This window comes from Kitasatospora sp. NPDC001159, assembly GCF_053598235.1.
In genome coordinates this window covers 66238-78872 of sequence record NZ_JBSFJV010000034.1, presented here as the reverse complement: position 1 = coordinate 78872, position 12635 = coordinate 66238, and the positions used below count along the sequence as shown (strand labels likewise).

Annotated in this window: 11 protein-coding genes and 3 pseudogenes; 6 read left to right on the top strand and 8 right to left on the bottom strand. The window is 72.5% G+C overall.

Translation table 11 applies throughout. From position 1 onward, the window contains the following. Both ACWC9T_RS19545 and ACWC9T_RS19540 read right to left on the bottom strand, forming a co-directional pair. A pseudogene (locus ACWC9T_RS19545) lies at positions 1 to 177 on the bottom strand (helicase-associated domain-containing protein); the annotation flags it as partial. A gap of 260 nt (positions 178 to 437) precedes the next feature. After that, positions 438 to 584, bottom strand: a pseudogene (locus ACWC9T_RS19540) (DUF1707 SHOCT-like domain-containing protein); the annotation flags it as partial. Positions 585 to 831: 247 nt separating this feature from the next. Here ACWC9T_RS19540 and ACWC9T_RS19535 point away from each other — a divergent pair. Beyond that, on the top strand, positions 832 to 1365 hold the full coding sequence (locus ACWC9T_RS19535) for a hypothetical protein (RefSeq protein WP_449822291.1): 534 nt from the start codon (positions 832 to 834) through the stop codon (positions 1363 to 1365). A gap of 109 nt (positions 1366 to 1474) precedes the next feature. Here the strand turns inward: ACWC9T_RS19535 and ACWC9T_RS19530 are convergent, their stop codons facing one another. The 4 genes from ACWC9T_RS19530 to bioB form a co-directional block, all read right to left on the bottom strand. Next, a complete protein-coding gene (locus ACWC9T_RS19530) occupies positions 1475 to 1921 on the bottom strand; it encodes a hypothetical protein (protein ID WP_449822290.1) in 447 nt (148 codons plus the stop codon). Positions 1922 to 2009: 88 nt separating this feature from the next. After that, the gene (gene bioD, locus ACWC9T_RS19525) at positions 2010 to 2744 is read right to left on the bottom strand and encodes a dethiobiotin synthase (RefSeq protein WP_449822289.1); all 735 of its coding nucleotides are present in this window, start codon (positions 2742 to 2744) and stop codon (positions 2010 to 2012) included. After that, on the bottom strand, positions 2741 to 4045 hold the full coding sequence (locus ACWC9T_RS19520) for an adenosylmethionine--8-amino-7-oxononanoate transaminase (protein WP_449822288.1): 1305 nt from the start codon (positions 4043 to 4045) through the stop codon (positions 2741 to 2743). Before ACWC9T_RS19520 ends, bioD begins: the two co-directional genes overlap by 4 nt. Before the next feature lie 20 nt (positions 4046 to 4065). After that, positions 4066 to 5310 carry a biotin synthase BioB gene (gene bioB, locus ACWC9T_RS19515; RefSeq protein ID WP_449822287.1) on the bottom strand — a complete coding sequence of 415 codons (1245 nt, stop codon included), beginning with the start codon at positions 5308 to 5310 and terminating at the stop codon, positions 4066 to 4068. 237 nt (positions 5311 to 5547) lie between these two features. On the opposite strand from bioB, the gene ACWC9T_RS19510 reads away from it, so the two are divergent. Then, on the top strand, positions 5548 to 6423 hold the full coding sequence (locus ACWC9T_RS19510; protein ID WP_449822286.1) for a hypothetical protein: 876 nt from the start codon (positions 5548 to 5550) through the stop codon (positions 6421 to 6423). A 95-nt stretch (positions 6424 to 6518) separates the two neighbouring features. On the opposite strand, the gene ACWC9T_RS19505 is transcribed toward ACWC9T_RS19510, so the two are convergent. Next, positions 6519 to 9011 (bottom strand): DEAD/DEAH box helicase, encoded by a 2493-nt coding sequence (locus ACWC9T_RS19505; protein ID WP_449822293.1) that lies wholly within the window; start codon positions 9009 to 9011, stop codon positions 6519 to 6521. A gap of 171 nt (positions 9012 to 9182) precedes the next feature. On the opposite strand from ACWC9T_RS19505, the gene ACWC9T_RS19500 reads away from it, so the two are divergent. The 3 genes from ACWC9T_RS19500 to ACWC9T_RS19490 all read left to right on the top strand — a co-directional run bounded on the left by ACWC9T_RS19500 (position 9183) and on the right by ACWC9T_RS19490 (position 11515). Beyond that, positions 9183 to 10379, top strand: coding sequence for an 8-amino-7-oxononanoate synthase (locus tag ACWC9T_RS19500; RefSeq protein WP_449822285.1), 1197 nt, complete (start codon positions 9183 to 9185; stop codon positions 10377 to 10379). A 142-nt stretch (positions 10380 to 10521) separates the two neighbouring features. After that, positions 10522 to 11010 (top strand): hypothetical protein, encoded by a 489-nt coding sequence (locus ACWC9T_RS19495; protein ID WP_449822284.1) that lies wholly within the window; start codon positions 10522 to 10524, stop codon positions 11008 to 11010. Between the two features lies 1 nt (position 11011). Beyond that, positions 11012 to 11515, top strand: coding sequence for a hypothetical protein (locus tag ACWC9T_RS19490; protein ID WP_449822283.1), 504 nt, complete (start codon positions 11012 to 11014; stop codon positions 11513 to 11515). On the opposite strand, the gene ACWC9T_RS19485 is transcribed toward ACWC9T_RS19490, so the two are convergent. Continuing rightward, on the bottom strand, positions 11467 to 12114 hold the full coding sequence (locus ACWC9T_RS19485) for an N-acetyltransferase family protein (protein WP_449822282.1): 648 nt from the start codon (positions 12112 to 12114) through the stop codon (positions 11467 to 11469). The genes ACWC9T_RS19490 and ACWC9T_RS19485 overlap by 49 nt on opposite strands. 305 nt (positions 12115 to 12419) lie before the next feature. On the opposite strand from ACWC9T_RS19485, the pseudogene ACWC9T_RS19480 reads away from it, so the two are divergent. Then, a pseudogene (locus ACWC9T_RS19480) lies at positions 12420 to 12584 on the top strand (IS701 family transposase); the annotation flags it as partial. Positions 12585 to 12635: the final 51 nt, after the last annotated feature.

The window sequence follows — 12635 nt, the reverse complement described above, 5'->3', positions numbered from 1 at the left end:
GGCGCCGACCCGCAGGATGCCGTGGCGGCGGGCGACGTCGTCGATCAGGTAGCTGAGCGGCTGCGGGACGGGCGTGCGGCTGTGCTGCGCCAGGACACTCGCAGCGCGATCGGCACACCGGGGTCCGGAGCCTGGTGGTCCTTGAGCTTGCCGAAGACCAGGCTCAGTCCATCGGTATCGACCACGATGCCGGGCCCGACGACGAGTGTCAGGTTCTTGCCCTGCATGTTCACGTCGACCTGCAAGGTGTCATGCGTGATCACCGCCTGCGTGAAGTCGAGGGTCACCTCGCACCACTGCACGCAGAGCTCCAGCCGTCGCGGCACCACCCAGCGCCCCACCCGCTCGACCGGACTGAAACTCTGCTCGATCCGGAGGACTTCCTTGGCCTGCGCCACAACCCCACCGGCAAAGACCGGCGCGGGCGGCAGGTCAGCGGTGAGTTCGGTCAGCTCACCGACCGTCCGCGCCGACAGGGCGGCCTCCAGTCGCTGGTCCAACTCCTCAGGAGTCAGTCGGCCTTCGCCCGCAGCGATACACAGCAGGTCGACGGCCTGGTCGCGGTCTACATCAGAGGCCCGCATGTCGGGCTGCGAGCTGTGGCCGGAGCGCATCCCGGCGGTCGAGATCTCTCCCGGCATACTTCCCGTCCTGAGGTTGACGAAGGTCTTCGCGCGGCGCGGTCAGCGACGCGGACAGGAACTCACGATATATCGCGATAGGTGTTCCCGCCAGGGGGCTGGAGTTCGGGACGGGTTTCCCCCTCCAGAGGCACCGGCATCGTCCACCAGGACGATGCCGGCGAATCGGCTGACGCCCAAGGCTGTGAGCATGAAGACGGAGACAATGCCCTCGGCCGCTCCCCCTGCAGGCGGCGCCGAGCGACCCGTTCCGCGCTGGGCCACCGCTACGGCGCGGGCCATCCCGCTGGTCGGGCTGCCCGCGTGCCTGTGGCGGCTGCCGTTCGCGTTCGGCTTCACCATGGGGACGGTGCAGGACAAGTCGTACAGCTGGCGGGTGATTGCGCCGTACGTCTTCACCCTGAGCACGGTCTCGGAGTGCCTCGCCCTGCTCTCCCTCGGCCTGGTGCGCGGGTGGGGCGAGGTCGTGCCCGGCTGGGTCCCGGTGATCGGCGGCCGGCGGGTAGCGCCGGCCACGGCGATCGTGCCGGCGACCCTCGGCGGGCTGGTGCTGACCGGCGTACTGGTCGACTGGGCGCTCGGGATCCTCGGTGTCATCCCCGGCCTGCACTACACCAACAACTCGTGGCGGGTACTCGCAGTGTGCTGCCAGACCCTGATGGTCCTGTGGGGTCCGCTGCTGCTGGCCGTCACCTACGCCTACTGGGCGCGGCGCTGCCGCTGAGCCGGCACCGGCGAACGGATCGGGCCAGACCCGCGGGGAGCCGTCAGCAGCACCCGAACTTCCTTGCCGACCGATGGGGGCCGCCCGACCGAGGGGCCCTTCCGATCCCTCAGTTGTCGTTGAGGGCGTAGCTGCGGAAGGTCGCCAGCAGGGGCAGGACTTCGGTCTTGCTGGGCTCCTGGGTGACGGCCCGCATCGCGTCGATCACGGTGTGGGCGATGACCTTGGTCACCTTGAGGTCGTCCGGGGCGGCGACGGTGCCCCAGGCCTTGAGGGTCTGGGTGAGCAGGGCGCTCATCCGGGCGCCGATGTTGGCGCTGACCGCGTCGGAGAGTTCGGCGATCTCCTCGTCGCTCATGCTGGACCGCAGGCCGAAGGCCAGGGCCATCAGGGTGTCCATCGCGTGCTCGCCGTACGCGGCGACCAGTGCCGGCAGCGGCCGCTCCTCGGCCCCGCCCGCCGTAAGGGCGGACAGCGCCTCGTCGTCGTCCTTCCATGCCGCCTCCAGGGCGGCCAAGGCCCGCAGGGCCTCGTCCACGGTCAGCCCGTCTGTCATACCCGGAACGGTATTGAGCCGGTCCCCGCACCGCGCACGGTTCGGGGACCGGCTTCACACCTTCGAGCGAAGCCGGGGCTGTTCCGGCCTATTCCGGCCGGTGGACGTGCGCGAAGTGCTCGGCGTCCCAGGTGCCGCCCAGCTCGGGGGCGAGCGAGGCGACCGCGAGGGTGGCGAAGTCCCCGGCGGTGCCCGCGCGTTCCGGCAGGGCGCCGAGCAGCGGGGCGCCGGCGGAGCGCGGCAGGTCGGCGAGGTTGCAGCGGTCGGCGAGGCCGGGGGAGGAGGGCCAGGAGCCGATGAGGACGCCGGCGAGGGGGAGTTCGCGGGCGGCCAGGGCCTCCGCGGACAGGGCGACGATGTTCAGGGTGCCGAGTCCGGCCGAGGCGACGAGCAGCACCTCGGCGTTCAGGCCGGCGGCGCGGACCGCGCGGGCCTGGTCGGCCAGCGTGCGGCCCTGGTCGTCGTAGCGGACCAGCAGGCCGCCCGCGCCCTCGACCAGCACCAGGTCGTGGGTGGCGGCCAGTTCGGCGACGGCCTCGACAACCGCGTCCGGGGACAGGTACGGCAGTCCGGCGCGCCGGGCGGCGGTGTCGGGGGCCAGCGGCTCGGGGTAGCGGACCAGCTCACGAATCGTCAGTTCCCCCGCCAGGCGCTGGACTTCGGCCGCGTCGCCGGGCTCGCCGGGCGCAACGCCCGTCTGCCCGGGCTTGAGCACGGCGACCTTCAGGCCGCCCTGGAGCGCCGCCGATGCGACGGCCGCGGTGGCGACGGTCTTGCCGACGTCCGTGTTGGTGCCCGTCACGAACAGGATGCGCGCGCTCACCCGGCCACCGCCGCGGCGGTCACGGCGGCAGCGATCCGTGCCACGTCCTCGTCCTCCGTCACATAGGGGGGCATCGTGTAGATCAGGTCCCGGAACGGCCGCAGCCAGACGCCCTCCCGGGCGGCCGCCTCGGTCGCCGCCGAGACGTCCACCGGGTGGTCCAACTGCACGACGCCGATGGCCCCTCGGACCCGTACGTCGTGCACGCCCGGCACCTGTGCGGCCGCCGCGAGGCCGTCCCGCAGGCCGCCCTCGATGCGCTTGACCTCGACGTCCCAGTCCTGCCCGAGCAGGAGCTCCAGCGAGGCGTTGGCGGCCGCGCAGGCCAGCGGGTTGCCCATGAAGGTCGGCCCGTGGGCGAGTACCGGCATCTCGCCGCGGCTGATGCCGTCGGCGATCTCGCTGGTGCACAGCGCGGCGGCCAGGGTGAGGTAGCCGCCGGTGAGGGCCTTGCCCAGGCACATCACGTCCGGGGAGACCCCGGCGTGGTCGGCGGCGAACAGGGCGCCGCTGCGGCCGAAGCCGGTGGCGATCTCGTCGAAGACCAGCAACACCCCGTACCGGTCGCAGAGTTCGCGCAGCATCCGCAGGTAGGCGGGGGAGTGGAACTGCATCCCGCCCGCGCCCTGGACCACCGGTTCGACGATGACGGCGGCCAGCTTGTCGGCGTGACGCTCCATCAACGCCTCGAAGCGCTGGGCGTATTCGGCATCGAGCGGGGCGTCGAAGCCGGCCGGCGGCTGCGGTGCGAAGAGCTGCCCGGGCAGCACCCCGCCCCACAGGTGGTGCATCCCGCCGTCCGGGTCGCAGACCGACATCGGGTGGAAGGTGTCGCCGTGGTAGCCGCCGCGCCAGGTCAGCAGGCGCCGCTTCTGCGGGCGGCCGGTCGACTGCCAGTACTGCAGGCACATCTTCATCGCGACCTCGACGGACACCGAGCCCGAGTCGGCGAGGAAGACGTGCTGCAGCGGCTCCGGGGTGATCTCGACCAGCTTCGCCGCCAGCCGCACGGCGGGCTCGTGGGTGAGCCCGCCGAACATCACATGGCTCATCCGTCCCAGTTGCTCGCGCACCGCCTCGTCCAGCACCGGGTGCCGGTAGCCGTGGATCGCCGCCCACCAGGACGACATCCCGTCCACCAGCTCGCGCCGGCCGCCCGCGACGGGCTCGGCCAGGTGCAGTCTGACGCCCGAGGCGGATTCGACCACGTACGGGGTGACGGTGCCGGGCATCGGCCCGTACGGGTGCCAGACGTGCGCCCGGTCGAGGGCGAGCAGCGTGTCCGCGGACAGCTGGGACATGGTGAGATCTCTCCGGAAGGTCAGGCGTTGGGCGCGAGTTCGGTGCCGGCGCCGCGGCGGCGGACCTTGACCAGGTCGCTGCGCAGCTCGTCGTCGGCCGAGCTCTCCGGGGCGTCGGCCGAGCTCTCCGAGGTGGTGGCCTGCGGTGCGGAGTGTGCGGCGTGCGAGTGCCCGCCGCACGGGCCGCAGCCGCCGCCGCTGCCGCAGGCCGAGGCCGCGGTGCCGCAGGAGCCACCGGCCTGGGCCGCCTCGGCGATGTCGGCGCGGTGGCGCGGCAGGGTGGCCTCGCCGGCACCCTCGACCTCGAAGCCGGCGTCCTTGATCATGTCGAGGTCGGCCTGGCCGGCCTGGCCCTCGCTGGTCAGGTAGTCGCCGAGGAAGATCGAGTTGGCGATGTGCAGACCGAGCGGCTGCATCGAGCGCAGGTGCACCTCGCGGCCACCGGCGATCCGGACCTCGGTGTCCGGGTTGACGAAGCGGACCATCGCCAGGATGCGCAGGCAGCGCTGCGGGGTGAGGTTCCACTCCTTGGCCAGCGGGGTGCCCTCGAAGGGGATGAGGAAGTTGACCGGGACGGAGTCCGAGCCGAGCTCGCGCAGCGCGAAGACCACGTCGACCAGGTCCTCGTCGCTCTCGCCCATGCCGGCGATCAGGCCGGAGCAGGCGGACAGGCCGGCGCCGTGTGCCTTCTGCACGGTGTCCACCCGGTCCGCGTAGGTGTGGGTGGTGGCGATGTCGCCGTAGGTGCCCTCGGAGGTGTTGAGGTTGTGGTTGTAGGCGTCGGCGCCGGCCGCCTTGAGCCGTTCGGCCTGGTTGTCGGAGAGCAGGCCGAGGCAGACGCAGATCTCGACCTCGGGGTCGGCCTCCTTGATGGCGGCCATGGTGTCGGTCACCCGGTCGATGTCACGGTCCGTCGGGCCGCGGCCGCTGGCGACCAGGCAGACCCGCTTGGCGCCGCCGGCCACGCCGGCGCGGGCGGCGTCGGCGGCCTGGTCGGGCTTGAGCCAGGTGTACTTGAGGATCTCGGCCTTGGACCCGAGCCGCTGGGAGCAGTAGGAGCAGTCCTCGGGGCAGAGCCCGCTCTTGAGGTTCACCAGGTAGTTGAGCTTGACCCGGCGGCCGAACCAGCGGCGGCGCACCTTGCCGGCCGCGGCGACCACGTCGAGCAGCTCGTCGTCGGTGGTGGCGAGGACGGCCAGCGCCTCCTCGCGGGTCGGGATTTCGCCGCGCAGGCCCTTGGCGGTGAGGGTATCGAGCAGATCCATGGGGCTGATCCTGCCTGTTGCCGCTCGAACGGCGCCAGAGCAAACCCACCAGAAGATCTCCGGAAGGATGTGCCGATTGCCACAGTGTCGAAGCTCACGGCGTCGGCGCTGGTCACGCGCTTGACGGCGGCCCGAGACAGAGGTTGCCGGCGGGTAGGGAAATCAGCCGGAGGAGGAAGATCGACAATCGCGGACCCCGTGATCCACGCCACCCGGAGGGTGCTTAGAATCTGCGCCATGACCACGCAGGGGGAGCGCACCCCGACTCCGGGAGAGGGCCAGGACGGCCAGGCAGGACAGCGGACCGGCGGGGGCGCCGACCCGGCCGGGGCGGCCTCGGCCGTGGAGGCCTCGACCGGGGGGACGGACCGCAAGCGCGGTCGGCGGCTGACCGGCCGCCGCGCGGTGGGCTGGGTCGTCATGGTCGGCGTGGTCGCGGCCGGCGGATGGATCATCACCCAGCCGACGCCCGGCGACTACATACCCGGCCTCGGCCCGTCCACCAAGGACGCGGCCAGGACGCCCCCGGTGGTGGGTACCCCACCGCCGCGCACCGACCCCGAGGGCCTCCACGCCGACAATCTCTTCCCTGCTCAGCGGCCGGTCGAGGCCGCCGGGTACAAGGCCCGGCGCAACGCCATCCGGCAGGGTGAGAACTGCGCCGAGGTGCTGCAGGACCGCACCCAGGAGCTGTTCCGGGACAGCGGCTGCCAGGCCTACCTGACCGTCAGCTTCACCGGCGTCGACCGCCCGGTGCTCAGCAGCGTCACCCTGCTGCGCTTCGCCGACCAGGCCTCCGCCGCCAAGGCCGCCGACGCGCTGCGCGCCAAGCCCGGCGCGGTCGCCTTCATCCTCGCCGACGCCTCCGCGGCGCCCGCGCCGTCCGCGACCGCCAAGCCGGGCAGCGAGCCCCGGGTCGAGTCGGTCGGGCACTACGTGACCGTCACCAGCTCGCGGGCCGGCGACGGCCGCCCGGGCGCCGCTCCCACCGAGGGCGCCGCCGCCGCTCCCGCTCCCGCGCCGAGCGCCTCGGGAAGCGGCGGGGAGCCCAACCTGGACGATGCCACCCGCGCCCTCTCCTACGTGGCGGGTCAGCCGCTCGTATGGATGTGACAAACGATCAGAGGACGCAACCGGCGGTTTGACGGCTGTGCGAAACGCCCAGGGGCCCGGCATCCGCCGGGCCCCTGGCGCAGGTTGACGGCCCGTCAGCCGCCGAGCCGGTCCACCGCGGTCACCCGCAGCACCGCCCGGCCCTCCTCGTCCGAGCCGTAGAGGTCGACCTCGGCGCTGATACCCCAGTCGTGGTCGCCCTCCGGGTCGTCGAAGATCTGCCGGACCTTCCAGGCGGAATCCTCCTCCTCGATGATCAGCATCTTGGGGCCGCGCGCGTCCGGACCGGTGCCGAGGTCGTCGTACTCCTCCCAGTACCCGTCCATGGCGTCCGCCCAGCGGTCCGCGTCCCAGCCGTACTCGCCGTCCAGGTCGCCGAGCTCCTCGTAGTGCTCCAGCGCGCACAGCTCGACCCGGCGGAACATCTCGTTGCGCACCAGCACCCGGAAGGCCCGGGCGTTGGCGGTGACCGGCGCCGGCTTGTCGTCCAGCCGCACCTCGGCGGCCTGCGGCTCGGTCGGGTTGGCCAGCTGCTCCCACTCGTCCAGAAGGCTGGAGTCGACCTGGCGGACCAGTTCACCGAGCCAGGCGATGACGTCCTTCAGGTCGTCGGTCTTCACGTCCTCGGGGACGGTCTGCTCCAGCGCCTTGTACGCCCCGGCCAGGTAGCGCAGCACGATGCCCTCGGTGCGGGCCAGTTCGTAGAAGCCGACGTAGTCCGAGAAGGTCATCGCCCGCTCGTACAGGTCGCGGACCACGGACTTCGGCTGGAGCTGGTGGTCGCCGATCCACGGGTGTGCCCGGCGGTACACCTCGTAGGCGTGGGTGAGCAGTTCCTCCAGCGGCTTCGGGTAGGTGATCTCCTGGAGCCGCTCCATCCGCTCCTCGTACTCGATGCCGTCCCGCTTCATCTCGCCGACGGCCTCGCCGCGCGCCTTGTTCTGCTGGGCGGCGAGGATCTGGCGCGGGTCGTCGAGGGTCGCCTCGACGACCGAGACAACGTCCATCGCGTACGAGGGCGAGGTCGGGTCGAGCAGCTCGAAGGAGGCCAGCGCGAAGGTGGACAGCGGCTGGTTGAGCGCGAAGTTCTCCTGGAGGTCCAGGGTCAGCCGGACGATCCGGCCCTCGGCGTCCGGCTCCGGCAGCCGCTCCACCACGCCGCCCTCCAGCAGCGAGCGGTAGATGGCGATCGCGGTGCGGATGTGGCGGCGCTGGGCGGCCTTGTCCTCGTGGTTGTCGGTCAGCAGCTTGCGCATCGCCTCGAAGGCGTTGCCCGGGCGACCGATCACCGACAGCAGCATCGCGTGGCTCACCTTGAACCGGGAGACCAGCGGCTCCGGGTCGGCGGCGATCAGCTTGTCGAAGGTCTCCTCGGTCCAGCCGACGAAGCCCTCCGGCGCCTTCTTCCGTACCACCTTGCGCTTCTTCTTCGGGTCGTCCCCGGCCTTGGCGATCGCCTTGTCGTTCTCGATCACGTGCTCCGGCGCCTGGGCGACCACCTGGCCGACGGTGTCGAAGCCGGCCCGGCCGGCCCGCCCGGCGATCTGGTGGAACTCGCGGGCGCGCAGGATCCGGACCCGGGTGCCGTCGTACTTGGACAGCGCGGTGAACAGCACCGTGCGGATCGGCACGTTGACGCCCACACCAAGCGTGTCCGTCCCGCAGATCACCTTCAACAGGCCTGCCTGGGCGAGGCGTTCGACCAGTCGGCGGTACTTCGGCAGCATGCCCGCGTGGTGCACGCCGATGCCGTGGCGCACGTAACGGGACAGGTTGCGGCCGAACTTGGTGGTGAAGCGGAAGTTGCCGATCAGGTCGGCGATGGCCTCCTTCTCCGCCTTCGAGCACATGTTGATGCTCATCAGCGACTGCGCCCGCTCCACCGCCTCCTTCTGGGTGAAGTGCACGACGTAGACCGGCGCCTGGCCGGTCTGCAGCAGCTCCTCCAGGGTGTCGTGCATGGTGGTGCGGCGGTACTCGTAGAACAGCGGCACCGGGCGGGTCGCGTTGCGCACCACGGTGGTCGGGCGGCCGGTGCGGCGGGTCAGGTCCTCCTCGAAGCGGCGCACGTCGCCGAGGGTCGCCGACATCAGCAGGAACTGCGCCTGCGGCAGCTCCAACAGTGGGATCTGCCAGGCCCAGCCGCGGTCCGGCTCGGCGTAGAAGTGGAACTCGTCCATGACGACCTGGCCGATGTCGGCCCGCGCGCCGTCCCGCAGCGCGATCTGCGCGAGCACCTCGGCGGTGCAGCAGATGATCGGCGCGGTGGGGTTCACGCTGGCGTCGCCGGTCATCATGCCGACCTGCTCGGTGCCGAACATCTTCACCAGGTCGAAGAACTTCTCCGACACCAGCGCCTTGATCGGCGCGGTGTAGAAGGTCCGCTGCCCCTCCGCCAGCGCCGCGAAGTGCGCACCCGCCGCCACCAGGGACTTCCCCGAACCGGTCGGAGTCGCCAGGATCACGTTGTTCCCGGACACCAGCTCGATCAGCGCCTCCTCCTGCGCCGGGTACAGCGTGATCCCGCGCTCCTCCGCCCAGGCTGCGAACGTCTCGTACAGCGCATCGGGGGTGGCGGGCTTCGGCATCAGATCAAGGAGGGTCACCCCGCTATCTTGCCTGCTCGCCGCCACCCCGGGCAAAGCCTCGGGCAAGCGGGAGGTGGCGGCCGCGTTGTCACGACCGGCCAGTGAGCCGGACCGATCATGTGCTGACTGGCACATTGCTCCCCGTTCGCGGGGCGTGCCAGAGTGCCGGGCATGACCCTCCCCCTCACCCCCGAAGCGCACCCTGCGCAGCTCGCCCCGGTGCAGGTCTTCGACTGGCTCGACGAGGCCGCCGAGCTGCGCGCCGACGCCGGGCTCACCCGTACGCTGCGCAGCCGGGCCGCCGAGGACCCGGTGCTGGACCTGGCCGGGAACGACTACCTGGGGCTGACCCGGCACCCGGTGGTGACGCAGGCGGCGGCGGACGCCGCGCTGCGGTGGGGTGGCGGGTCGACGGGCTCGCGGCTGGTGACCGGGACGACCGCGCTGCACACCGAACTGGAGGAGGAACTCGCCGAGTTCTGCGGGGTCGAGGCGGCGCTGGTGTTCTCCTCCGGGTACACCGCCAACCTCGCCGCGCTCACCGCGCTGACCGACCCGGACACGCTGATCGTCTCCGACGCCTACAACCACGCCTCGCTGATCGACGGCTGCCGGCTCTCCCGCGCCGACGTCCACCGCGCCCCGCACAGCGACCCGGCGGCGGTCGCCGAGGTGCTGGCCGGGCGGACGCGGCGGCGGGCGCTGGTGGTCAGCGACTCGGTGTTCTCGGTGGACGGGGACGCCGCACCGCTGCGCGGACTGTCCGAGGCCGTCCGCGCGCACGGCGCCGCGCTGCTGGTCGACGACGCGCACGGGCTCGGCGTCCTCGGCCCCGGCGGGCGCGGCGCGCTGGCAGCCGCGGGGCTCGCCGGGCAGCCGGACACCGTCGCCACCGTCACCCTCTCCAAGTCGCTCGGCTCCCAGGGCGGCGCCGTTCTCGGCCCGCGCCGGGTGATCCGACACCTCACCGAGACCGCCCGCACCTTCATCTTCGACACCGGCCTCGCCCCGGCCGCCGCCGGCGCCGCCCTCGCCGCCCTGCGCCTGCTGCGCGCCGAGCCGCAGCGCGCCGACCGCGCCCGCGAGGTCGCCCGCACCCTCGCCGCCCGCCTCACCGCCGCCGGCCTGCGGGCCTGCGAGCCGGACGCCGCCGTGGTCTCCGTCCGCGCCCCCGGCCCCGAGGCCGCCGTCGCCTGGGCCGCCGACTGCCGCCGGGTCGGCCTCGCGGTGGGCTGCTTCCGCCCGCCGTCCGTCCCCGACGGCATCTCCCGCCTCCGCCTCACCGCCCGCGCCGACCTCACCGACACCCAGATCACCCATGCCGTCCACACCATCGCCCACCTCGCCCCAGCCGGCGCCCGGCGCTGACGACGGCCCGCCAGCGGGGTGCCCGGAAAACCAGTGGCGTCGCCGTACCGACCCATCGGTAGCCTGCAGCCCGGACGTCGCGTTGCCGGAGCCGCCCGGGCTCGGTCGAGCACGCGGTGAAACCGACGATCGGGGGGCGGAGATGGCCGACCTGCGCTGGGACGAGCAGGTCGCGTGGCTGCTCGACCCGTCCGGCGGGGACTGTCTGCCGGACGTGTACGTCGCGGACACCGCGGTGGCGGACTGGCAGACCGTGTTCGACCTGGTGGTGGAGCAGGGCTGGGGCTTCGAGTACGCCGTGGGGGACACGGTGCTGCCGTTGCCCCGGGCCGAGGAGGTGCTGTCCCGGCCGGCCGACGCCGAGTGCCCGTACCTGCGGGTGTGGCCGGACCCCGGGGTGTGTGCGATCTTCCGGTTCCTCTCCGACGAGGAGATCGACTTCGACCTCGATGTCAGGGAACTCCAGGGCCAGCAACGGCTGGACGTCCTCTGCGGGTTCCTGGCGGCGATCGGACGACGGCTGGGCAAGTCCGTCCCGGTGTACTTCGAAGGTGACACCCGGGAGCCGTTCCTCGGGTACGACCTCGGAGCCGACCGGGTTCGGGTGCTGTGGACCCCTCCGGAGGCGTGAGATGACCGAGCTGCGCTGGGAGGACCATGCCGGGTGGCTGGGCGATCCGGCCCGGGACGGGTGGCTGCCGGACCTGGGGGTCGAGGGCACCACGGTGGCGGACTGGCAGGCACTGCTCGACCTGGTGGTGGAGCGGGGGTGGGAGCGCACCTTCGTGGTGGGCTGCTTCGAGCTGCCGTGGCCGCGGGCCGAGGAGGTGCTGGCCGGGCCGGTCGGTCCCGCGTACCCGGTGCTGAGCGTGCGGCCGGGACCGGAGGTCGGGGTGGTGTTCCGGTTCGGCGACCCAGGGCGGATCGACTTCGACGTGGACGTGGAACGGGTGCGCGGCCAGGAGGGGCTGGACGTGCTGTGCGCCTTCCTGGCCGCGGTCGGGCGCCGGCTGGGTCGGTCGGTGCCGACGCCCGTCGATGGCGGCGGCCCGTTCCTCTGGTACGACCTCTCGGCGGATCGGGTCCGTTACGGGCGGCCGTGGACGAGGAGGGCCTCGGCGCCGGTGGGGCGGTAGCCGGCGGCCTGGAAGGCGCGGACGCTGGGGGCGTTGCCGGGGGCCTGTTGGGCCCAGACGGGCTCGCCGGGGGACAGGTGGCGGGCGGCGGTGGCGAGGGCGCGGCCGAGGCCGCGGCCCTGGGCGTGCGGGTCGACCTCGATGGCGATCTCCCAGCGGCCGGCCACGCCGCGGCCGAGGATGAGCACGCCGCCGTCGGCCTCGTACACCCGGACGTCCTCGCGGTAGCGCAACGCCCTGACCACGCGCGGGTGTTCGCGGTCCTCGACCGGGGTGAGCGGCAGCGGCGGCTCGCCGGGCAGGGGGTCGGCGACGGAGAGCAGGTCGATGTTGTTGACGGTGCGGCAGGTCCGCTCGGCGAGGGCACTGAGGAAGGGCGGGCAGAGCGGTGCGGACAGCGGGTCGCCGGGGTCGGCTGCGAGGACGGCGTGCACCCAGTCCGGGCCCTGGTCGGTGAACACCACGGCGTGCGCGGCGAAGGCGATCACCCCGGTCTCGCGCGGCGAGGGCTGCGGCAGCACCGTCACCGTGCCGTCCGGCGGCGGGAACACCCCGCCCGCCGCGTCCGCCAGGATCTCCGCCAGCCCCCGTACGCCCATGCCCGGTCCCTCCCAGAAGAGTTGTCCGGTTCAGTTGATCATCGCGGGCGGCGATGCGCCAGCAGGTAGCGCCGGAACGGCAGCCGCCGGTCCGGTCCGGCCCGGCTAGTACTCCAGCCGGACTTCTCCATTCCCGCTGGTCAACGGCCTGGAAGTGGGGAGTGTAGCGGGGTGGGAGCGGGTGCGGGACGGTCTTGGTCGTCCCGTCCCACCAACGGGTGCCCGCGCCGCATGTAATGACAGCGCTCCGGGCAGTCCGCCCGTGTGATCAACGATGCACCAACGAACGCGTGGGAACAGGAACTTCCATGCTCGCCCACGCCTTCCTGGCGGTGATGGCAAGTCAGGAGCATGAAAAGGGGGCACCGATGGGGACACGCCCGACCTCGTGGACCTCACGCCGGCCGAGATTCGCCGTCTGCTGGCAGCTGGACCCCGCCGCCGTCCTCCAGACCGCAGCCATGCCGTGACGTGGTCCCGCTGGCGACGCCGCCACCAGGCACGCGCCCGCCGCTGTCATT